This window comes from Rhodococcus sp. NPDC019647, from assembly GCF_044389235.1.
Lineage (GTDB): Bacteria > Actinomycetota > Actinomycetes > Mycobacteriales > Mycobacteriaceae > Rhodococcus_F > Rhodococcus_F oxybenzonivorans.
This window is the reverse complement of the sequence record NZ_JBIRXS010000021.1, coordinates 70,097-90,219: the sequence shown is the minus strand read 5'-3', so window position 1 is coordinate 90,219 and position 20,123 is coordinate 70,097. Positions and strand designations below refer to the sequence as shown.

The following is a 20,123-nucleotide window of genomic DNA, read 5'->3' as shown; positions in this document are numbered from 1 at the left end:
TGATGTTGCTTTCGGGGCGTCAATCGGGACACCTACAGCCGGACATTCGAGGCGGCCCGATGCCCCGATTCACGGGCGGGTCTCACGTAGGGGTGGCGCCTGCCCGGCGGCCGGCCACCTGCGGTGTCCCCCAAAAGGAGCTCCGCTGCGCTCCGCCCGGGAAGAGCATTGATTTGTTTCCCTTCTGGCCTTCCGATTCTGATCGGCGGTGACCTGCGCGCAACCCCTGACTCCGCTGCGCTCCGGCCTACGGCTCCGGGAAACTTCTCTCGACTCGCTGCGCTCGACGAGAAACTTTCCCGGCTCAGAAGTTGCACTCCGGCCCCCTCATGCCGATCCGATTCTCCTTCGCCAGAAGGGCAAAAAAATTGGCGGGGCCACGTGGCTCGGTCACCGTGTTCGATCGAAGGAGCGTCATGCAGTCCATTCGCCTCACCACCGCCACCGATGTCGTCGCGTCGATTCCTGCTCTGCTCGGTTTCGTTCCAGTCTTCTCGATCGTGACGCTTCTGCTCACCGAAAGCGTCGTGGACGATCACACCGAGACGCGGATTCTCCTCGTCGCTCGCGCCGACGCCGACGACCGGGGCATCGACCGTCACAGCGGAACACTTGCCGCGATTGCGCACCGGGAGAGCGTCACCGGCGCGATCACGGTCGTGATCGTCGACGGCTCGCCCGTGGTGATCGACGAGGCGATCAGTAACGCGCTCGCCGTGCGCGAGCACCTCGCGCACCACAACATCCCCACAGTGCGGATGCTGCACACGGCCAACATCGAGGAGGGGGCAACGTGGACCGACCTCGACACCCTCGAAATGGGCGTGACCGTAGATCACCGATTCAGCGATGTGTCCGTGGCGGCAGTGCTGTACGGCCGCAACGTCGCATCATCGGCCGCCGCCCTCTACGCCCGCTACGGTCTCGCGGCCGAGGCTGACATGCGCGCCGCCCACACCACCAGCATCGAACAGGGCGACGACTTCGTGCGCGCTACCCTCGCCGAACTGCTCGAGGTTGTCCGCACAGGAGACCAGCCGAGCGCCGACCTCGCCGGACGCGTCGGAATGGTCGCGACACTGGGCGGCGAGCGCCGCGATGCGATCATCGCGGCCGGTCGTCACGGACTCGAGGACGCCACCGCCGCGACCGTGCACATTTCCCGTCACCTGCGGGGCGTGGCTCGCGCCCACATGCTCACCATCGCCGGACTCTTCGCCTACATGGCCGGACACGGCGTCGAGGCCCGCATAGCCTGCGAGCGCGCCGACTCCGCCGCCGGTGGCCACGAGCTGGGAATGAAGTTGCTGCGACTGCTCGAGCACAGCATCCGGCACGGGCTGAACCCCGTTCACCTTTCCGAACTCATCGACATCGGCGTGGCCAAGGCACAAGAGCTTGGTGTCGACATCGACTGACACACAACACTCACCGGTGCCCTGCCCCTTCACCGCGAAGAGGCAGGGCACCGGTGCGTGCGTCGTTGTGGTCGCGCGGGTCCCGACCCCTGTGGTGGGTTGACGGGCATCGAGCCCGACAACCCACTGCGCGACACAGAGCCCACGCGGCTACTTGTGGCGCGGCCGGACGTGAGGGTCAGTACCGGAAGTGCCGACTTGTTTCTGCCGGCGGGTACACCAGGTCGACCGTCGGCGCTTCGGGCCGGACGTCCTCGATTGGTGTGCCCTCGACGATGGCGGTCAGGTCCGCCCCGCTCGGGTTGGCCGAGTCCACGACCAACGCCCGGAGCCGGGTTTCGATCTGCGATTCCTCCACTGCACACTCTCCCCATCATCGGTTTTCATCGTTGGTGTTCTGTCAGAACAGTGTTGGTTCATCCGACATTCGCAGCGCTGCCTGTACTGCATCGTCGTTCCACCCGTCACGCACCGCATCCCGTAACGCCCGCGACCGAGCGACCCGCGCTGAACGGTCCGGCCCGTACCAACGCCATGTCTGCCCGCGGCCGCCACCACGACCCTTTGCGCCCATGCCGGCGAGATTCTGTGCCTGCGTTCCCAGCACCACATGTGGAGGACCTAACGCTTGCGAGGACGCCCGAACGCAGATCGGGTTGTCACACACTTCGTGCAACGCGACCTCGTCATCGGTGAGGGGACGCCCGAGCTCGAGGGACAGGGCGTACCGGTGCGGACGAACCACCCGCTGTCGCCCGCCACGCATGAGCCAAAATCTCGCGTAGGAATCGTCAGCCACGGCACCCCGCCACAACCAGCAGTCGGTCGCCCTGGGTCCACGAACAACGAAACTCTCGAACCTCGCCAGCTCCGGGTCACCCGGCGCCGGAAGCGTTAGGGGCTCAGGCATCAGGGTTCCATTTCTCCGCACCTAACGTTTCCGGACTCCACGACTGCGGCGCGGGCGGTTGCCCCCAATCGGGGACAACGACATCCCTCATGTGGATGCCCGAGATTCCTGGCCCGCTCCGCTCGATCTCAGGCACCGCACAATCGGTCGCTGACACCCCACTGGGGACAATCGCGTGCGGGTCGACATCGCATCATTCGTAACTGGTGGTCAGGATGCCACTGCGGACGGAGTCTCATCGGACGAGCGCTCCGAAGGCTGTGATGCTTCCGGATCGGTGGCGGCTGTGGTCGGAGGCGTGTCACCGCTCGCGCCCTTCAGTGGCCGCGGACCGTCGCCAAACTCCGCGGCCGCGCTCTGACGCGCTATCTTCAGTAGCCGGTTTACCTCCGAGCTCGACAGTCCCGCCATCTCAGCAATCGCGGCCACGGACTCGCCACGGTTCTTCAATGCGAGCAGCGCCAGCGCTTGAGTGGATTCCGACTGAACCAGCTTCGCCTTCGTCTCGTCGCGGATCCGCGCAATTCGCGTCTCGGCATCCGACTCAACCTTCTCGCTGGTCTCCTGCGCCTTGAAGAACGCAGCGAGGTCATCTTCGTTCTGCTTGTTGCGTTCCTGCTCGCGAGCAAGGCGCGCGGAAGTGACGGAGCGAGCACGTTCTCTCGCGCTTACTTTGTTCGCGGTAGACGTCATGTGCATCATCCTAGACCGCTTGGTCTCAATCTTCCTGGTGCACACGCTCTACTTCGTGCCTCAGCTCTACTTCGTGCCTCAGCTCTACTTCGTGCCTCAGCTCAAAATCTCAACCGACGAACCGTACACACCATTTGCACTTGCCGTGGGCCTAGGGGAAGCTGTATCTCATGATGACGCTTGAGTCGCTCTCCGGCGGTGCCGGTAGCGCGGACTTGGGTGGCGTCAAAGATGACCGCAGTCGGCTCCCGCGACCGTTCCGTCAGCGTGCCGAAGGGCGTGTTCCGCGGCGTGGTTTGAGCGTGATGTCGTCGTGATGACGCTGCACCGGCTACATGCCGGCGATGGCTATACCTACCTCACCCGGCAAGTCGCGAGCGGTGACCGTGAGATCGGTCGAGGCCAGAACTTGGCCGACTATTACGTCGTCGAAGGCACGCCACCCGGCCTCTGGATGGGCAAAGGAATCGACGACCTCGGCTTGTCCGGGCAGGTCTCGGAAGAGCAGATGCGCGCCCTGTTCGGCGAAGGACTGCACCCCAATGCCGACCTACTTTTCGATCAAGCCATCGCCGCGGGGATGGCCCCGCACGCTGCGCTCGAAGCGCAGAAACTTGGTCGCGCCTTCCCGAGATTCAAGAACGATGTCCCCTTCGTCAACGAGCTGAATACCGCCCTGGACGCACACCGCAAAGAGACCGGCAAGGCGCCGACCCGCGACGAACGCGACGCAATGCGCTTCCAGATCGCCGCGAAATACTTCCACCAGCAGCACGGAGAATCAGCGGCGACCAAAGGTGAACTCGTCCGCTTCATGGCCGCCCAAGAGTCGAAGATCCGCCAGCCCGTCGCCGGATACGACCTCGTGTTCACACCAGCGAAAAGCGTCTCGGTCCTGTGGGGACTCGGCGACGACGACGTACGTACCGCCATCGAGAAGGCCCACAAAGAGGCGGTCAACGAGACCATTGCGTGGATCGAATCCGAAGCCGCGCTCACCCGCCGCGGTACCGCCGGCGTCGAGCAAGTCGACACTCACGGACTGGTCATCGCCCAGTTCGACCACTTCGACAATCGCAACGGCGACCCCAACCTGCACACCCACTGCGCCGTCTCGAACAAGGTCCGCGGCAGCGACGGAAACTGGTCGTCCCTCGACGCCAGACCCCTGCACCGTATCGCCGTCGCAGGCGCTGCCCGCTACAACCGCATCGTTGCGGACAAGATCAGCCGGGCACTTCCCGTCGCGTTCGAGGACCGCTCACGCGGCGAGAACAAGCAACCCGTCCGCGATATCGCCGGGATGCCCCAGGAGCTTCTCGAGGGATTCTCTCGCCGCCCACAGATCATGGAACGCGCCAACGAACTGATGGCCGAATACCGCGCCGAACACGGCAAGAATCCGTCGAAAGTTGTGCAGGTATCCCTGGTGCAACGCGCCACCCTGGAAACCCGATCCGGCAAACAAACCCCCAAATCGTTGGCCGCGATGCGCGAGGAATGGCGTCAGCAGGCCGAGAACATACTCGGCCCCGGCGGCATCGACACCGTCCTCGCGGCTGCCCTCTCACAGGACGAACCGTTCATCGACGTCAACCAGTTCGACGCCGACGACATGGCCACATCCGTCGTCGAACGCGTGTCCCTGCACCGCAGTACGTGGACCGAGGCGAACGTCCGCACCGTCGCCGAAGACATGCTCGCGCGCGTGAAGTTCCCGTCCGAGCAACAAGCCAGCGCAGCCGTCGAGATCGTCGTCAACCGCGCCCTGCACCGCGACTCCCTCCTCGTCGACATCTCCCTCGACGAGATGCCCACGGCACTGACCCGCGCCAACGGTGAGTCCACTCTCACCGATCACCAGAAGGCCCGCTACACCAGCAACGCAATGCTCGACGCCGAGCAACGACTCCTGAACGCCGCCCACACCCCGACCGTGTTCACCGTCTCCGACACCGCATTCGAGACCGCCCTCGCCTACCGCGAAGACCTCGAGGGCCGCCCCTTCAACAAGGGACAGATCGCCCTGGCACGTCACCTCGCGACCACCGAAACGCTGCTCGCCGTCGGTATCGGCCCCGCGGGAACCGGCAAGACCACCGCCATGAAAGCGGTCACCGACGCATGGCAGGCGCAGGGCCGCGAAGTGATCGCGCTCGGACCGTCTGCAGCAGCGGCGAGCGTGCTCGGAGAGGACATCGGAGTACGCGGGCGCACCATCGACGACATCCTCACCCGCGCCCGCAACGGCGTCGACGTCCAGATCAGCCGCGGCACGATGCTGCTCGTCGACGAAGCCGGTATGGCATCGACACACCAGCTCGACACCCTCGTCCAGATCGCCGCCCAACACGGTGCCGTCGTCCGACTGATCGGTGACCCCGCGCAGCTGTCCGCCGTCAACGCCGGCGGCGCACTCGGCCTCCTCGCCCGCGACACCCGAGCACCCGAACTCGAAGAAGTCGTCCGCTTCAGCGACTCCGACGAACGCGAAATCTCCCTCGCACTGCGCAAGGGAGAGCACTCCGTCATCGGATGGTACGAGGACCGTGGCCGCCTCTTCGGGGGCAGCCGAGACGAACTGCTCGACACACTCCTGCGCGATCATCTCGCCGACACCGCCGCCGGATCGACTTCGGTGATGCTCGCCCCGACCACCGCCGACGTGCAGTCCCTCAACCAAGCGGCACAGGCGATCCACCTGGTCGACGGCACCGTCACGCAGGGGGCACACGCAGCTCTCGCGGCAGGCGACCACGCCTACGTCGGGGACATCATCGTCACCCGCCGCAACGAAACCAGCATCACCTCGGCGGGTGGAACCCGCCCCGGCCGCCGCATCGAGAACGGTGACCTGTGGACCGTGCAGGCAGTCACCGAGCACGGCGTCATCGCCGTCCACAAACGCCACGGCGGTACCGTCACCCTCCCGAACTGGTACCTGGCCAAGCACACCGAACTCGGCTACGCGCACACAATTCACCGCGCCCAGGGCATGACAGTCGACGTGGCCCGCTCACTACTCGGAGCCTCGGTCACCCGCGAAGCCGGCTACGTCGCCCTCACCCGCGGCCGCCACGGAAACTACGCCTACCTCGTCACCGACGAGCTGCCCGAAGGCGACCTCGACCACCAACCGGACCCCGTCTCCACCCGGGGCGGTGTGTTCGCCGAAATCCTCGATCGCCGCGGCGAGGAGATCTCCGCGACCGAACAACTACGCGAAGCACTCGACCGCGCCAGCGACCCCGGCCGCTTCCAGACCTATTACGACGTGGCCGCCGTCAAACTGGGCACCGACTACGCCCTGCACCTGCTCGACCGCACCTTGCCGGCGACCGTCCTGGCCACCGCGAAGAAGCAGGACGGCTTCGATTCCCTCGTCGCACGGGTGCGGGAACTCGCCACCCACGGCGCGGACATCGCCCCCATTCTCACCGCGGCCACCGACCGTGAACTCGCCACCGTCGGAAACGTTCCCGGTGCCCTGCTCGGCCGACTCAAGAGCGTGCCGACACCTGAACTCGCCGACGACCAGCTGGCGATCCTCCCGCCGACCCACCGCGGCAGTGATCGATCCCTGCGAGAATTCGCCGCCTGGATGCGCGACCAGATCGGCAGCTCCCCCACCGTCACCGCGACAGACTTCGACGGCTTGCGCCCCGTCGACCTCGAGTACACGCACCCGCAGCAGGCCGCCTACAACGCTGCCCTTGCCCGTATCGCCGAAGGTGACGCCGCGACACTGCTCGAATCGGCGCTCCCCGCTCACGTCGTCGACGCGATCCGCGACGACGGACAGTGGACCCCACTACTAGCAGCCGTCGCCGACGCAGAGATCCACGGCGGCCGCGACCCCCACACCCTCGTTGCCACCATCACCGAACAAGGCCCCGAGCGCCTCGACGGCTACGGAACCGCACTGCTCGAACGCATCCGCACCCTCGACAATGCCCCCACCGCGGCTGCGCAGCCCGCCACCCGGGAACCGATCAGCCGCACCGACCGCGCCCTCGCCGCCTACGCCACCGAGCTACGCGACTACCTCGACACCCTCGACACACCCACCCCTGCACCGCGGCCGGAACGCTCGCCGGAAACGACGCGCACCGCCGCCCAACCCGAGCCCGTCGAGACCGCACCCATCACCCGACGCGGGAAAACGCGCGCCGCACCGGCGCAGCGCGACCACGAGACCGAACCCACCGCGACCCGGGAACCGCGCACCGCAGCGGCCCACCAGCTCACCGGCCTACGCGCACTCAGCGGAGCCAAACTCGTCGCCGCCCGCCGCCATATCGCCGCGAAACAAGGCCACCTCGAACAGCTCCGCACCCTCACCGCTGCGACCCGCGCAGCAGCGATCGCGCGCAGCCGCACCGAGAACGTGCGCCGCGAACACAGCCGCATCACCGCGCCCGCCCATGCACTTGCCCAAGCCCGCGCGGCGATCGAAACCCGCACCGAAGCAGTGCGCCGCGTCGACACCGAAATCGACAGCGCCCGCACCGAACTCGCCGGCACCGGACGCCTCGCCCGCAGCAAACGAGCCGAACTCGAAGCTAAGCTCGGCGCTCTCGCCGCCGAGCGTGCAGCCGCAGTCGAGCAGCTCAAAACCGCCCGCAACAACGCCGCAGCGATCGCACCCGCTCACCAATGGGACCAGGTCGCCGTCGCCGCTGCCGAAGCGGACAAGCAACTGCCCGCGGCGCTCCGCGAAGCCGAAGAACACGACCGCCAGGCCCTCAACACGGCCGACAAAGCCCTCGAACGGATCGACACCCAGCAACAGCAACTCGCCGGGCAGGACACCGCGATCACCGCCGAACAAGAACGCCGACGTGACCTCACCCCCGAGCAGGCTGCGGCCGAGATATCCCAGCGCGATCAGACCGCCGAGAAGGACACCACCGGGCCGAAGGCGAAGGAACGCAACAACCGCGCCATGATGCTCGCCCGCCAACGCGAACAAGCCGACCAGCACAAGCAACGCGGCCACGACCTCGAACGCTGACCGGCCCTCAAAGGACCTCCGAACGGATGTTCCGTTCGGGGAGAGACGATCGCGGCAGGGCATCACTGGATCAGTTGATCCTCGTACCGGTGAACAGGTAGCGCCTGAATCCAGGCTCGAATCTCTAGTGCCCCGCCCAGGTCCAGCCCGGCAGGGCCTGTAGTCGACGTGCGCGGTCGGCGCCCAGAGCGCCGGCCTTGCGTCTGGTGCGTTGCTTGGTGACCCACGCGCCGAGTCGGTAGTCCTCGACGGTGTACGACCGTGGGACTCGGGTGTCGCCGAAGTGGGCGGCATAGTCCACGAGCCGGCGGAACCCCTGCTCCCACTGATCCGCGAAGGGGTCCCACGCCCACCCGGGTACCGCCTCGAGTCGGCGGGCACGGCGGGAATCCAAGTGGCCATCGGCGTGGTGGCGGCGTTGGATGCTGACCCACACCCCCAGCCGGTAGCTCCCCGTGGTGCAGGCATAGGGGACGCGGGCGTCACCGACCGTTTCCACGTACGTTTCCAGTCGTCGAAAGCCCTCCTCCCAAACCTCCTCCCATCGGTCCCCGGCGCTATGCCACGCCCACCCGGGTACCGCCTCGAGCCGGCGGGCACGGCCGGGATCCATGGCGCCGCGTGCGAACGTGCGGCGCTGCTTGTGGACCCAGTGACCGAGCTGGCAACCGTCGACCGTGTAGGACTGCGGGACACGAGCGTGACCGTGGTGGTCGGCGTACTCCGCCAGTCGGCCGAATGCCTCCTCCCACCGATCCGCGCCGGGATCCCACGTCCACCCGGGCACCGCCTCGAGTCGCCGCGCCCGGTCGTCGCGCAACATCCCTAGGGCGTAGTGACGGCGTTGCTGGCTGACCCAGCTGCCCAGTCGCGAGCCATAGGGCAGAACCCGGGCATGCCCCTGGTGGTCGACGTACTCGAGGAGTTCGCGGTAACCGTTCTGCCACTGATCGGCCCGGGCGTCCCACGTCCAGCCCGGCACCGCCTCGAGTCGGCCGGCGCGGTCGGCGCCCAGGGCACCTCGCGTGTACTGGGTGCGTTGCCGATTGACCCACGCCCCGAGCCGGTAACCATCGACGGTGTAAGACACCGGGATACAGGCATCGCCGTGGTGGGCGGCGTAGTTCAGCAGGTGCCGGTAGCCGGCCTCCCACGGGTCGGCGACCGGGTCCTGTGCTGTGCTGCCGGACAGCGCTGCGAGTCGGGTTCGGCGGCCGGGTGCATCGTTCCCGTCCGGCGGACCCTGTCCCTCGACCCACCCGCCGAGCGGAGCGGCATCGGCGGTGCGCTCGAGCAGGTACGCCGTGAATGCGCGGGCGAACGTTCTGCCGATTGTGGCCGGCAGGTGCAGCCGGATCTGGGGAGGAAGCCGGGGCTGGTGCCTTTCGTGGCCCCGCAGGGGTCGGAGTTCATCGAGTTGGTCGGCGAGTCGATCGTCGATCGAGCGCAGTACCGTGAGCACGTCCCACACCGACTCGAACGACGAGTCCTCTAGGGCGGTGGTGGACTCGGTACCGGCGTCGAGGAAGACGGGCAGCACGATCGTGCCGATGGTCTTGCCCGGGGCGGGGCGGACCGCGTGGCCGACGGCCACGGCGGTGTCGGCGGCCGACTGGCACGGGTCGATGAACGCCACACTGTCCACGGCCGGTACGTCGACGCCGAGTGGCCGCGCGGTAGCCAGCAGTCCTCGCCCACGGTTGCCGAGGCCGCAGAGTTGGTGCCCGAGCATGTGCAGCTTCCGGGCTGGCATTTCGCCCGAGGCGTAGTCGGACCACACTCGACCCGTGGGCCGCGTGGGCATCGTCGCGATCACCTCGGGGAACCAGCGGGCGAACTGCTGGGCACGGTCCACGGCCGAGTGAACGGTGAGGGTGCGGTGCAGGTGGTAGCGGTGCATCGCCTGGGCCACGCCGATACCGGCCAGCACGCGGGAGTCGGTGGCCTCGGTGCCGTCGGCGGCGACGGATGGATTTCGCTGCCGGTGACGGTCCGCGCCGCCATCGACAACGATGACGACCACCCGGTAGTCGGTGAGCAGACCACGCTCGACCGCCTCGGCGACGCCGAGGCGGTGGAACACCGGGCCGAACACCTCCCGGTCGTCCGCGGCATAGGCCGGGGCGTCGGCCTCCTGCGTTTCCTGTGTGTTCCGCCTCACGCGGGCGCCGGGGGCGGTCAGGAACAGTCGGCGGCGCGCGGTGATGGCACCGGGGTCGAACAGGGTGGCGCCCCCGCCGTGTCCGCGGTCCTGGGCGTCGTCGGCGATGGCCAGGTCGAAGGCCGGCACCTTACCGAGCCGGAACGCCCGGGCGATCGCCGGAGCGGACCGGTAGGTGGCGAACACGACCCGTGGGCCGGAGCGCCGCCGCAGGAACGCCGCGATCTGCCCTGGGTCGGTCGTCACCGGCAGGCCGAGATCACTCGTATTCGCCAGCACCGCCGCCGGTTCGGCGACGGTCCCGTTCGCGCACACGGCAAGGACGTCGAATCCCACGGTGGTGTCGGCGGCCCAGGTGCGCATCGTTCGGGCCAGCAACGACAGCGTCGGCACCAGCACCAGTGTGCGTTCGACGGCGAGTGTGTCGCGGATCAGCAACGCCGTCAGAGTTTTTCCGGTCCCGTGGGCCATCATCAGCTGACCCCGGTCGGCCCGCGCGAAGCCCTGCACCACCGCCTCGACCGCGTCCCGGTGATGACGGCGCGGCCTGGTCGGTGCCGGCCGCCGGGCCCGCAGCTCCGCGGGGTCGGCGGGCCACTGCACCGCGGCGTCGAGGTCATCGAGGAGCACTAGACCCGCCGGCCTGCGCTCGGTCGCGATCGAGTGCCGGGCCGCCCGCCCGATCAGGTTGGTCGGGGCGATGAACAGACGAAAGGAGAACTCCGCCCGATCCGACGCCGCCAGGAAATTCGCCACGTCACGGTGGGTGACCCAGGCGGCGTCGCTGCACGCTTTCACCCCGATCGCCCACAGCTGTCCGCGACGGTCCTCGGCGACGAGACCGATACCGGCATCGTCACCCCACCGGCCAGGCCACTGCGACCACAGCCACACCCGGCGAAGCGCCAACGCGTAGACCGGATCACGGGTCAGATACCACTGGCAGATACGCTCGAATTCCAGTCTCCGCCGACCCGGCTCGCGATCACACCCGGCCAGAAGTTCACCGAGCGCCGCCATGAGCACCACACTAGCGAGGCGACGCCCGGTTCGACGCCGGAATCCGGTACGACCCCGCCCTCGGATGCCGGCGCAGGTCAGCGCGACCGCCGTGGAGTCGGACGGACGAATACTCGCCGTAGCCGCCGCCGCTGCCACGATGCTCGTCCTGGGTCGCCGGGACAGTCCGGGCACCGCCGACTGGGGTGTCGGTGGCCTCGCCGCCATCGTTGCCGACGTTGCCCTGTGACTTCGGGACCGTCACGTTTCGAGTTCGTTCTCCGAACCCCTACGCAAGCGCTTGCGTGCCAAGCGTTCCAACGCGGTCGGCGGCGCATCACCCAGTGACCGCGCGGGAGGGACGATTTCGGTGAGCGCCTGGTCCAGCACGGCTTTGAGACGATCCGTCTTCGTGGTGGCTTGGTTGTAGAAGCGCGCCCACACGAATTCGGTCCGTAGGGGTGCGTGCTCGGCGAACTGCGTGACGTCGAGTTCGTATCCGGCCTGACGGGACAGTTCGGAGAAGAACACGAACTGTGTCCGGGTGTTCCCTTCCCGGAAACTGTGGATGGTATTGATTTCGCCCCAGTGATCGGCGAGGCCGGCAACGAACTCTGCGCGGCCGCGGCCGCGCAACAGGTTCTCGGCAGCCAGCTTCCGGAACTGCCTTTCTGCTGCTTCGCGGATCTGCTCACCCACGCCTGGGTAGTAGCCGTAATTCACAATCGGCGCGTTCGGATCCCCCGGCGCGAAATGTACGACATCCGGGCCGCTCTTCACCATCGGCTGATCCGGTCCAACACGTTCCTGACCAGCCCATTCGTACACATCCTGGAACAATTTCCGATGGATGGCCTTGAAGTGGTCGTAGTCGAATTTCCCCTCGATCGGGGTCCTGTTCAGTTCGGTCATACGGAGCAACGAAGCCTGTTCCTCGTATCGACGCAGTTTCTCCGCGTCCGGCGTCCCGTACGGGTGCGCAGCGCTGACCAGCTTGTTCCGTAAAACAGTCGTTCCTGGGATGAAGTAGTCATCCCAGGAACGGAACTGTGAAGTTTTCGCAGGCAACGGACGATTAGAGCTCGAGTTCCTGGCGCAACGCCGCCAGCTCTTGCTCCGTAGTGCTCACACCACGAGCAACGCGGCGCGCAGCCGCCTTGTCGGCTTCGGTGACGGTGCCGCCGGCAAGACGAACACCCGCGACCGCGAACTGCACCGACTCTTCGACACCGCGTGATGCGGTGCGTGTGGTGACCTTGTGTGCAGTGGTCATGCGGCCCAGCCCTCCCCGTGCGATACGTTCGATCGCTTCCATCACCTTACAGGAAAATGCCTATAAATGCAGCTCAACGGCACTTTCCGGGGCGCAGACGTCATCGCCGGGCGGCAATGTCGTCGCTAACCCACTCCCCCAAACCGTCCAGGTCATCGACCACTTCCGGCGCGTTGAACGAGCACTTCGAGTCCGAGCACCGCTTGTATCCGGCCCGGACCGCGAGATCGCGCAACGTCGGCCAGAGCCACTGCACATGGAACGCTGCAAGCTCCGATCCCGGCTCGTCGAGGGTGTAGGCGCTCTGGTGCGCGACCATCAGCGCCGTCAACTCCTCGACCGCCACAGGATGGCGGAACCAGCACGGCGGAATCACCGCATCCGAGCCGGCCACGGCATACCGGCGCCGGAACCACCCCACCCACGCGATCAGCTCCGCCCACAGCTCCGCCGCCTGCTCCCCGTCGAGATCGGCCCACCGGTACACCCGCGTAGGGACATCGTCCTCGAGCTGCTCGTCGTCGAATTCGTCATCCACCGTCTCGACTCACTTTCCGTTGCAGGGTGGCCCGTGCACGCCGACCTGGCGTGTACGGGCATCGTCCTGTGCCGCAACAATATCCGTACTCTTACTCGATGGTCTCGTCGTTGTCGTCGACCGTGTCCGTCTCGCCGTGACCGGTGTCTTCGCCGGTGTCGCGGGCGAGGAGGCGTTCGAGCTTCGTTTCCCGCCAGGACTTCGATCCCAGTTCGCGGCACCAGTCCAACGCGGTGGTGTCGTCGTCGACGTCGATCTCCACCACCACTCCCGCGCCGAGAGCTGCCCGCATGAGGTCCTCACTGCGAACGTGATGATTGAGAACGTGAATCCGCACGGTCAGTGCGTCGACCTCGAGTTCTTCGCGGACCTTGCCTGCCAGGAACACCGCTTTGCCGGCGGCCGAGAGGTCCGCCGAGTTCTGATCGCCTTCCTTGCGGATCTTGTCGCCGGCGAAGAACTCTCCGTACCAGGCCACGAATCCCTCCGACCCGCACACCGCATACGAGGAGACCTCGTCGTCACCGGCCGCCCACAGTTCCACCAACGGACCGTCTACGGCGGCTGCTTCGATCTGTGCGAGGCGTTCACGCTGTGCGATCGACCGCAGTTCGTCGTAATCGATGTCGAGCCGCTTGTTCAGCTCGGTCTTGAACTTCGGGAACATCGACGCGGTCGCGAACTTGTGTTCCTTCGCCCACTGGTAGAGCTGTGAGTGGGTGGTCAACGCACGCAGCTCGTCCGCGCCGGCCTTGACTGCTTTACCGACTTCGTCCCACTGCTGTGACGACGAGGACGAACTGCGTGACTTCGTGCTACTGCGACGACCTTGAACCATGAGCACAACTCCTTCTTCGGCTAGGGAATTCGATGGGCAAGCGAGAAATTGTTCAGCTGATCGGGGTGACCTCGATCGGGGCGGACGGGGACACGAAACCCTGCTCGATAACGACGGCCGCCTGCCTTTCCGACGCGGCGACGACCTCATTGATCTGGGGGTCCTCCCAGAAACCGGGAAGGTCGAGCATGACGGCTTTGTTGTTGCGGCGAATCATCAACGCCGTGCCCTCTTCGAGCTCGCGGATCGCCGATTCCTCCATCACCTGGCGGCGGTGCAGGCTTCCGCCCCGCGCAGCGCCCATTCCCCGCCCACGCGGCGTCGGCGCCGAGAGCACGAACTCTTCGATGGACCCGAGCAGCGTCGAGACTTCCTTGAGCGTCGCGGTGTCGAGCAGACCGGGCAGAATCAGCCGAATATTGGCACTACCAGCGAGTTCCTTCGCCCCTTCGCGGCCCCACCGACGTTCGGTCTGCGAGAAGTTGTGGGTGAACGCGACCAACTGAATTCCGCGGCCCCCCGAGTCCGACATCTTGGCGGGCAGTTCCGGAATCGGCGCAACGTTATTGAGTTCGTCCAAGACCAGACGCAGCGACGGGTCCAGCTTGCGGCCGGCTCGGCGTTGCGAGAGCTTGTTCGCCACGAAGAACACCTCCGCAGCCAGCGCGGCCGCGAACGGTGCCACCGACCCGTTGCCGCCTTCGGAGAGCACATACATGGTGCCGGTCCCCTTATCGACGAAGTCCCGCACGTCGAACGACTCCGCGGCCGGGCAATCGACCGCCGCCAGCAACGACGGCGAGGCCAACGGCTCCATCACCGAGGTCAGCACCATCAGAATGCTCGACGTCGTCTTCTCCGACTTCGCATCCAAGATCTCGGCGAGCGTGCGCGCCCACTCCGGATGACGCTCGTCGAGGATTGCCCGGGCATCCTCCGCGTCCGTGGACTCGCACCACTGCACCACGTCCGAGAGGCGCATGCCCCCGAGCGCGGCCGCGTGCAAATAGCACCGCAGCAGGGTCGCTGCCTTCTGATCGAAGAAGTCCCCGTCCCCGCTCGACTTCGCGGTCTTCGGCTTCGCCGCCACCAAAGCGGCAGCGCGGCGGATCGCCACGTCCGCGTCCTCACACCCGGCGATCACCGACCATGTGATCCGATCCGGCCACCCGGAAATGTCCTCCGGATCGAACACGACGACCTCACCGCGCAAAAACCGCGGCAGCCAGGTCTGATGCAAGACGTCGACCTTCGTCGACGTGATCAGGCAACCACCGGGAGCCGAGAGCACCATCGGAACCGCCAAACGGGACGACTTACCCTGCTGTGCTGCACCCTCGACGTAGATCGCGTCCTTCGTCGACACCCACACCGGGTGCTTGGAGTTGTGCAGGAAACCCAGGCGCAACGCCAACTCCGCGGTCTCGATGTCCTTGTCCGAGATGCCCTCGAGTGAGGGGCGCAGGAACCGGCCCTCCTTACGCGCCGAGGCTTCGTCGAGCTTGGCGACCCGCAGGTCTTTCAACGTCGCCAACCCGACCGGCGTCTTGCTGCGGCGCTTGGACCTATGGTCCGCCCACCACCACGAGCACACGCCGATGACAACGAACACGACCACCGCCACGGCGGCGGCGATCACGGTTGCCTGCACCGGCCAGATCAGTTTGCCGTTCATCACGGCAAACCCGGCGTCGATCGGATTTCCCGGCACCTGCTGGTCGGTACCGGCCCAGGACGATCCCACCCGCACCGAGATCCCGATCACCGAGACCGCGGAGACCGCGACCCCGACGAGACCGCCGACGAGGTAGATGCCGAGATCCGACTTGTGGGGATCGCGGGTGTGCAGTTTCTCAGCCATGAGTCACTTCCTGTGTGCATCGAGGGCAAGTGGGTGAATACGTGGCAGCTACAGCGGCATTCGTCATCCGGTTTCTTCGATCCGGTAGTTCGCGGCCCGCCAGGTCCCGGAAGCATCCTTCTCGAGGGTCACCTCCGCGCCCGAGGTCTTGTACGGCGTCGATCCGCCGTCCGGGTGAAGCACGACTTGCCGGATCCGGACGTCGACCGTGGCGGTCGTGCCGTTGACCCCGGGCGCCGATTCCGCCGTCGCCGCGGCGGTGAGGGTGTCCCCGCTACGTGACCACGCCGCCCACTCGGCCGCCGGCCTCGGAAGCGGGGTCGGTTCGGTGGTGGCGGCTTCCGCGAGCACGCCGGTCAGCAGATCCGCTTGTCCGGCGCGGTTCAGCGCCTCCCATCCGGACCGGTCTCGGGCCGGTTGCCAGGAGAAGATCATCGACATGGCGTTGGTGGACACGGTCTGCGGATCCGCGTGTTCCGGGGACAGCGGGTCCTCATGGTGGTGGTTGGAGTCGTGGCCTTCCGCGGCTGCGGGGCCGGCATCGTTGCCGACGCTCTGACGGACCGCGAACACCACTCCGACGATCAACACGAGGGCCACCACGACACCGATGACGATCGTCATGCCCTTGTTCTCTCTCATCGCTGTTCTCCTAGTTCTTGCCCGCGAGGGCGGCGTCGTAGCGGGTCATGCGTTCTCTGATGTCGACGACATACGCCTGGGTTTCGGCGTACGGGGGAATCCCGCCGTACTGCTCGACCGCACCGGGCCCGGCGTTGTAGCCGGCGAGCATGGTGTCGATCGGATCTCCCGTGACCTGCCCACTTCCGTGCAAGGGCCGTAGGTAGTCGGCGACGTAGCAGTCGTAGGCGCCCTGGGCCATCACCGCATCGGCGATGTCGTTGGGATCCCCCGCGCCGGCTGGCCCGCTCCGGTTGCCGTTCTCGTCGACCGGATACCCGAAGGCATTCCAGGTTTCGGGCATGAACTGGGTGTAACCGGCGGCACCGGCCGGGCTGATCTGACCTGGTTTGAAGTTCGATTCCTGCTCGAGCTGACCAGCCAGCAGCGGTGGGGTGATCTCCCGGCACTGCTGCGCGCTGATGACCAGCCATTTCTCGAACTCCGGCGGCACCGTGCCCGCCGCGAGATCTGCGTCGCCCAGATCGGCGCCGCCGATCGTGCAGTCTCCCGCAGCCTTCGGGGCTGTGGAGCCATCCACGTCGGGGGCAGGCCCGTAGCTTTGACCGGCGGTGGGCATGCCGTGTCCGACCGTGGTCACGTGAACGTGATCGAAGTGATTCTGTGTGGGGCTGCCCCGGTCCGCCATGAGGTTCGGGGTGCCGTCGGATGGAATGTATTCCTGACGCCAGATCATGTACTCGATCTGGAAGTACTCGCGATGGGCCCAGAGGTAGTCCTTGACCGCGTCGCCGAGCTTGCGGCCCTCGCCGCTGGAGTAGTTGTCGATCATGATGTCGGCGCCGCGACCGGACGGATGGTCAGGAAAGGAGTCGACCGGGCGCCATCCGCCGATCGCCGTCAGCTGCGGGAACTTCGCGTGCACGGCCCGGGCGACACGGACGGTGTCGATCTGCCAATGCTCTTCGGATCCGACAGTGGTCGGCAGCGCCGCCATTTCTGCCCCCGGAGGCGTGGATGGAGTCGACGGACCCGGGGACGTCGGCGCGGTGGGGGCGGGGCCTGCGGTGCCGGGTTCGGCGGCGGCTTGGTAGTACGGCATCGGGTCCACGTCGTGGCCGCCGGTGAGTCTGCCGCCTTCCCACACCTCGAAATGCAGGTGAGCCCCGCCGGGGCCGGGAGGGGACACTTCCCCGTTGTAGCCTTCGTTGGCGATGTGCTGACCAGCCTTGACCTGGTCCCCCGCCCCGACGAGGACGCCGTCGTCGTTCATATGCCCGTAGACGGTCGAGAACATCTTTCCGTCCATCTGGTGATCGATCACGATCCACTGGCCGAATCCCGTCGCGGCACCTGCGGCGGCGACGACCCCGTCGGCGAGCGAGAAGATCGGTGCACCGACCGCGCCCGCCAGGTCGATGCCGTGGTGATCAGGCCGGTCCGGTGTGCGCCATCCGGAGGTCAGGTGAGCGTCCACCGAACGCATCGGCTTTGACATCGACCCCGCAGGGACTCCCTGCGCCACCGACGATCCCGGTGCACCGCCTGTGGGGACGCAGTCCGTCGACGTCGGTTCCTCCGAGGTCACGACGAAGATCACCACGAGGAGCGGCAGGATCAATACCAGTGCCGCAGCGAGTCCCTTTTTCACGCCAGCCCGAGGGTTCTGCCGGCGATGCCACGGCTGGAGGCGAGATCGTGGTTCTGTCGGCGTAGCCGCTGCACTTCTTCTTCCAGGGCCCGCATTTTCGCGGTCACTTCCTCCGGCGGTGCCTGACGTGCGGGTCCGTAGCTCTCACCGATCCACCGCGACACCGTGTTGACGTGTGCGCCGAGAACTTTCGCGATCGCTTGGCAGCATTCGAGGCGGGAGTTGTACTGATGGCGGGTTTCGGCGAACGTCTTCTCCGCCCAGGCGCGGGTCTCGTCCCCGTACCGGCTGCTCACGCCACTCCCTCGAGTTCGAACAGTTCGGTGAAGCGGGAGTTGGTGTCGTGCAACTTCAACTCGATTTCAGTCTGGGTGAACACCGTCTGCACGGGTATGCCCGGCACGTTGTCCTTGGAGATCTTGATCATGAATTTGCCCAGGCCAGGAGGGTTGCGGCGCGGACCACGCCTGGTTCGGCGCATCGGTGCGCCGCGAGACCAGGAGGTGATCATCGAACGCTCAGCCGTGGTGAATTCGAGGACGTCGGAGAGTCGGTCGAGCTCACCGGACGGCAACCCACCGCAGATGACCATTCCGGAACGCTCGATGAAGCCCTTGGCGATCTTGACGTCGACCTCGGTGGGCAGCGTTTCGAGGTCACGGCCGGTGTGCGTGATCTGCAGCAGGCCCGTTCCGTCGCTGCGGTTGAGTCGGGTGAGTTCGTCGATGCGGTTGACCATGCCCGCGCCGGCGCCGAGCACCTGCCAGAGTTCGTCTAAGATGGCGAGGAAATATTTCTGTGGTTCGAGGCCGGCGTCGGCGAGCAGATGTGCTGCCTCCATCGACCCGTAGGCATCGGACCAGCAGCTGAGCATGACCGCTGCCTTGAGCTTCTTGTCACCGCGACTGATAGCGGAGACATCGATGCAGATCGCCGTCGAATCCAAGTCGAGCCGAACACTGGTGTGATCGGCGAAGATGTCGCCGAGCGGCCCGTCGAGCAGCGCCTCGAGGGACTGCACCAACCGGGTGATGATCTCGATGTAGTGCTGTTCGGACTGGGCGAAGACGACCTTACGAAGACGCGGCGACCCCGCGATGATCGCCTTCGACAAATCCTTGACCAGAGGCGGATCGACGAACGAGAACTCGCCGCCGTCGCGCAACTCCCGCAATGCCCGCGAGAGCAGTGAGCTTTCGAAGTCCTTGATCGACTCCTGACGAATCAGTTCGATCAGCGCGGTGATCATCTGCAACTGGCGCGAATGCACGACCAGCTTGGTTTCCTCGATCAGCGACTCGATGTGCTCGGCGCTCACCCGCTCCCGGCCCGTGAACGGGTCGATTGCCGACAGCGGCTGCCCGGTGGCAGCGGCGCTCTGCTCCGCGATGCGCAGTCGCGTGAGGTGCTGCTCGAGCCGTGGGAGAACGGCGCCCATCGCCCCGGCCGAGAGCGGATTGAGATGGCCCTTGCCGTGCCCGAGCGTGATGACCTGACCACCCATCGCCTGGGTAGCGCCGACGTACTCGCCCTTCATGTCGCCGGCGACGATCGGGCACTGATTGCGGGCCACGGCACCGTGAAACATCTTGCGGATGAACGAGGACTTACCCAGACCTGGCAGGGAGAGCACGAACGCAGACGGGTTCGTGATCAACCCCTCGGCGAACCAGGTCAGCACATCGCATGAGGCGGAATCGCCGGTGATCTGATGCATCCCGATCGGAGTGCCGAGCGTAGGGGCCGTGGCACCGATCATCCACGGATTGAGACCACAGGCGTGCATCGTCGACACCTGGTATTCGACCGGGGCGAGCACGGTCTCCATCGCGCCGCCGCCGTCACTGTGAATGTAGCTGTCCCGGAACCCGCGCCGAGGCAGAGCCCTGAACGCACGCCGCCAGGACGGGTCGGGAGTCTGCTCGTCGGCGTCGTCTCTCTCCTCGTTGACCTTGCGCCACTTCTTGAGAGCACGAGCCTTGGGTGAGAGCGGGAACGGCGCGGAGGCCGCACCGTTGTCGATCGCTTCGGCCAGGGCCTCGAGCTCGGCGAACTCCCACTTGCCGATGATGTTTTCGGGGTCGTCGTCGGTGACGGCGTCCACGGTCTTCCACTGCATGTCGAA

At 66.4% G+C, this 20,123-nt stretch carries 16 protein-coding genes; 3 read left to right on the top strand and 13 right to left on the bottom strand.

Going from position 1 to position 20,123, the window contains the following annotated elements:
- The first annotated feature begins 416 nt into the window (after nucleotides 1-416).
- Nucleotides 417-1,418: a DUF4192 domain-containing protein gene (locus tag ACH49N_RS27915; RefSeq protein ID WP_358275839.1), complete on the top strand. Its 1,002-nt coding sequence runs from the start codon at nucleotides 417-419 to the stop codon at nucleotides 1,416-1,418.
- A gap of 178 nt (nucleotides 1,419-1,596) precedes the next feature.
- Here ACH49N_RS27915 and ACH49N_RS27910 read toward each other — a convergent pair whose 3' ends face one another.
- The 3 genes from ACH49N_RS27910 to ACH49N_RS27900 all read right to left on the bottom strand — a co-directional run bounded on the left by ACH49N_RS27910 (nucleotide 1,597) and on the right by ACH49N_RS27900 (nucleotide 3,021).
- Nucleotides 1,597-1,776, bottom strand: a complete 180-nt coding sequence (locus tag ACH49N_RS27910) for a hypothetical protein (protein WP_358275838.1) — start codon at nucleotides 1,774-1,776, stop codon at nucleotides 1,597-1,599.
- A gap of 42 nt (nucleotides 1,777-1,818) precedes the next feature.
- Nucleotides 1,819-2,328, bottom strand: coding sequence for a hypothetical protein (locus ACH49N_RS27905; RefSeq protein ID WP_358275836.1), 510 nt, complete (start codon nucleotides 2,326-2,328; stop codon nucleotides 1,819-1,821).
- 210 nt (nucleotides 2,329-2,538) lie between these two features.
- The gene (locus ACH49N_RS27900) at nucleotides 2,539-3,021 is read right to left on the bottom strand and encodes a hypothetical protein (protein WP_358275835.1); all 483 of its coding nucleotides are present in this window, start codon (nucleotides 3,019-3,021) and stop codon (nucleotides 2,539-2,541) included.
- Between the two features lie 316 nt (nucleotides 3,022-3,337).
- Between ACH49N_RS27900 and mobF the strand changes: the two genes are divergently transcribed.
- Complete coding sequence (mobF, locus tag ACH49N_RS27895) at nucleotides 3,338-8,035, top strand: MobF family relaxase (RefSeq protein WP_358275917.1); 4,698 nt, start codon at nucleotides 3,338-3,340, stop codon at nucleotides 8,033-8,035.
- Nucleotides 8,036-8,159: 124 nt separating this feature from the next.
- Here the strand turns inward: mobF and ACH49N_RS27890 are convergent, their stop codons facing one another.
- Nucleotides 8,160-11,216 carry a Helicase associated domain protein gene (locus ACH49N_RS27890; protein ID WP_358275833.1) on the bottom strand — a complete coding sequence of 1,019 codons (3,057 nt, stop codon included), beginning with the start codon at nucleotides 11,214-11,216 and terminating at the stop codon, nucleotides 8,160-8,162.
- On the opposite strand from ACH49N_RS27890, the gene ACH49N_RS27885 reads away from it, so the two are divergent.
- On the top strand, nucleotides 11,215-11,445 hold the full coding sequence (locus tag ACH49N_RS27885) for a hypothetical protein (protein ID WP_358275832.1): 231 nt from the start codon (nucleotides 11,215-11,217) through the stop codon (nucleotides 11,443-11,445). The two genes, ACH49N_RS27890 and ACH49N_RS27885, sit on opposite strands and share 2 nt — an antisense overlap.
- An 11-nt stretch (nucleotides 11,446-11,456) precedes the next feature.
- On the opposite strand, the gene ACH49N_RS27880 is transcribed toward ACH49N_RS27885, so the two are convergent.
- The 9 genes from ACH49N_RS27880 to ACH49N_RS27840 form a co-directional block, all read right to left on the bottom strand.
- Nucleotides 11,457-12,263: a Fic family protein gene (locus tag ACH49N_RS27880; protein ID WP_358275831.1), complete on the bottom strand. Its 807-nt coding sequence runs from the start codon at nucleotides 12,261-12,263 to the stop codon at nucleotides 11,457-11,459.
- A gap of 7 nt (nucleotides 12,264-12,270) precedes the next feature.
- The gene (locus tag ACH49N_RS27875; RefSeq protein ID WP_159928264.1) at nucleotides 12,271-12,468 is read right to left on the bottom strand and encodes an antitoxin VbhA family protein; all 198 of its coding nucleotides are present in this window, start codon (nucleotides 12,466-12,468) and stop codon (nucleotides 12,271-12,273) included.
- A 100-nt stretch (nucleotides 12,469-12,568) separates the two neighbouring features.
- The gene (locus ACH49N_RS27870; protein WP_358275829.1) at nucleotides 12,569-13,006 is read right to left on the bottom strand and encodes a DUF4913 domain-containing protein; all 438 of its coding nucleotides are present in this window, start codon (nucleotides 13,004-13,006) and stop codon (nucleotides 12,569-12,571) included.
- A gap of 91 nt (nucleotides 13,007-13,097) precedes the next feature.
- Complete coding sequence (locus ACH49N_RS27865) at nucleotides 13,098-13,844, bottom strand: hypothetical protein (protein ID WP_358275828.1); 747 nt, start codon at nucleotides 13,842-13,844, stop codon at nucleotides 13,098-13,100.
- A 52-nt stretch (nucleotides 13,845-13,896) separates the two neighbouring features.
- Nucleotides 13,897-15,705: a TraM recognition domain-containing protein gene (locus tag ACH49N_RS27860; protein ID WP_358275827.1), complete on the bottom strand. Its 1,809-nt coding sequence runs from the start codon at nucleotides 15,703-15,705 to the stop codon at nucleotides 13,897-13,899.
- 63 nt (nucleotides 15,706-15,768) lie between these two features.
- Complete coding sequence (locus ACH49N_RS27855; protein WP_358275826.1) at nucleotides 15,769-16,347, bottom strand: hypothetical protein; 579 nt, start codon at nucleotides 16,345-16,347, stop codon at nucleotides 15,769-15,771.
- 10 nt (nucleotides 16,348-16,357) lie between these two features.
- Nucleotides 16,358-17,998: a peptidoglycan DD-metalloendopeptidase family protein gene (locus tag ACH49N_RS27850; RefSeq protein WP_358275824.1), complete on the bottom strand. Its 1,641-nt coding sequence runs from the start codon at nucleotides 17,996-17,998 to the stop codon at nucleotides 16,358-16,360.
- Nucleotides 17,995-18,294, bottom strand: a complete 300-nt coding sequence (locus ACH49N_RS27845; protein WP_109336454.1) for a transposase — start codon at nucleotides 18,292-18,294, stop codon at nucleotides 17,995-17,997. Before ACH49N_RS27845 ends, ACH49N_RS27850 begins: the two co-directional genes overlap by 4 nt.
- A complete protein-coding gene (locus ACH49N_RS27840; RefSeq protein WP_358275822.1) occupies nucleotides 18,291-20,117 on the bottom strand; it encodes an ATP/GTP-binding protein in 1,827 nt (608 codons plus the stop codon). Before ACH49N_RS27840 ends, ACH49N_RS27845 begins: the two co-directional genes overlap by 4 nt.
- Nucleotides 20,118-20,123 lie beyond the last annotated feature (6 nt).

Excerpts from the sequence above, each read along its gene's own strand:
- ACH49N_RS27915 (WP_358275839.1), top strand. The coding sequence starts at position 417 with ATGCAGTCCATTCGCCTCACCACCGCCACCGATGTCGTCGCGTCGATT.
- ACH49N_RS27905 (WP_358275836.1), bottom strand. The coding sequence starts at position 2,328 with ATGCCTGAGCCCCTAACGCTTCCGGCGCCGGGTGACCCGGAGCTGGCG.
- ACH49N_RS27900 (WP_358275835.1), bottom strand. The coding sequence starts at position 3,021 with ATGACGTCTACCGCGAACAAAGTAAGCGCGAGAGAACGTGCTCGCTCC.
- mobF (WP_358275917.1), top strand. The coding sequence starts at position 3,338 with ATGACGCTGCACCGGCTACATGCCGGCGATGGCTATACCTACCTCACC.
- ACH49N_RS27885 (WP_358275832.1), top strand. The coding sequence starts at position 11,215 with ATGAGCACCACACTAGCGAGGCGACGCCCGGTTCGACGCCGGAATCCG.
- ACH49N_RS27890 (WP_358275833.1), bottom strand. The coding sequence starts at position 11,216 with ATGGCGGCGCTCGGTGAACTTCTGGCCGGGTGTGATCGCGAGCCGGGT.
- ACH49N_RS27875 (WP_159928264.1), bottom strand. The coding sequence starts at position 12,468 with ATGACCACTGCACACAAGGTCACCACACGCACCGCATCACGCGGTGTC.
- ACH49N_RS27865 (WP_358275828.1), bottom strand. The coding sequence starts at position 13,844 with ATGGTTCAAGGTCGTCGCAGTAGCACGAAGTCACGCAGTTCGTCCTCG.
- ACH49N_RS27860 (WP_358275827.1), bottom strand. The coding sequence starts at position 15,705 with ATGGCTGAGAAACTGCACACCCGCGATCCCCACAAGTCGGATCTCGGC.
- ACH49N_RS27855 (WP_358275826.1), bottom strand. The coding sequence starts at position 16,347 with ATGAGAGAGAACAAGGGCATGACGATCGTCATCGGTGTCGTGGTGGCC.
- ACH49N_RS27840 (WP_358275822.1), bottom strand. The coding sequence starts at position 20,117 with ATGCAGTGGAAGACCGTGGACGCCGTCACCGACGACGACCCCGAAAAC.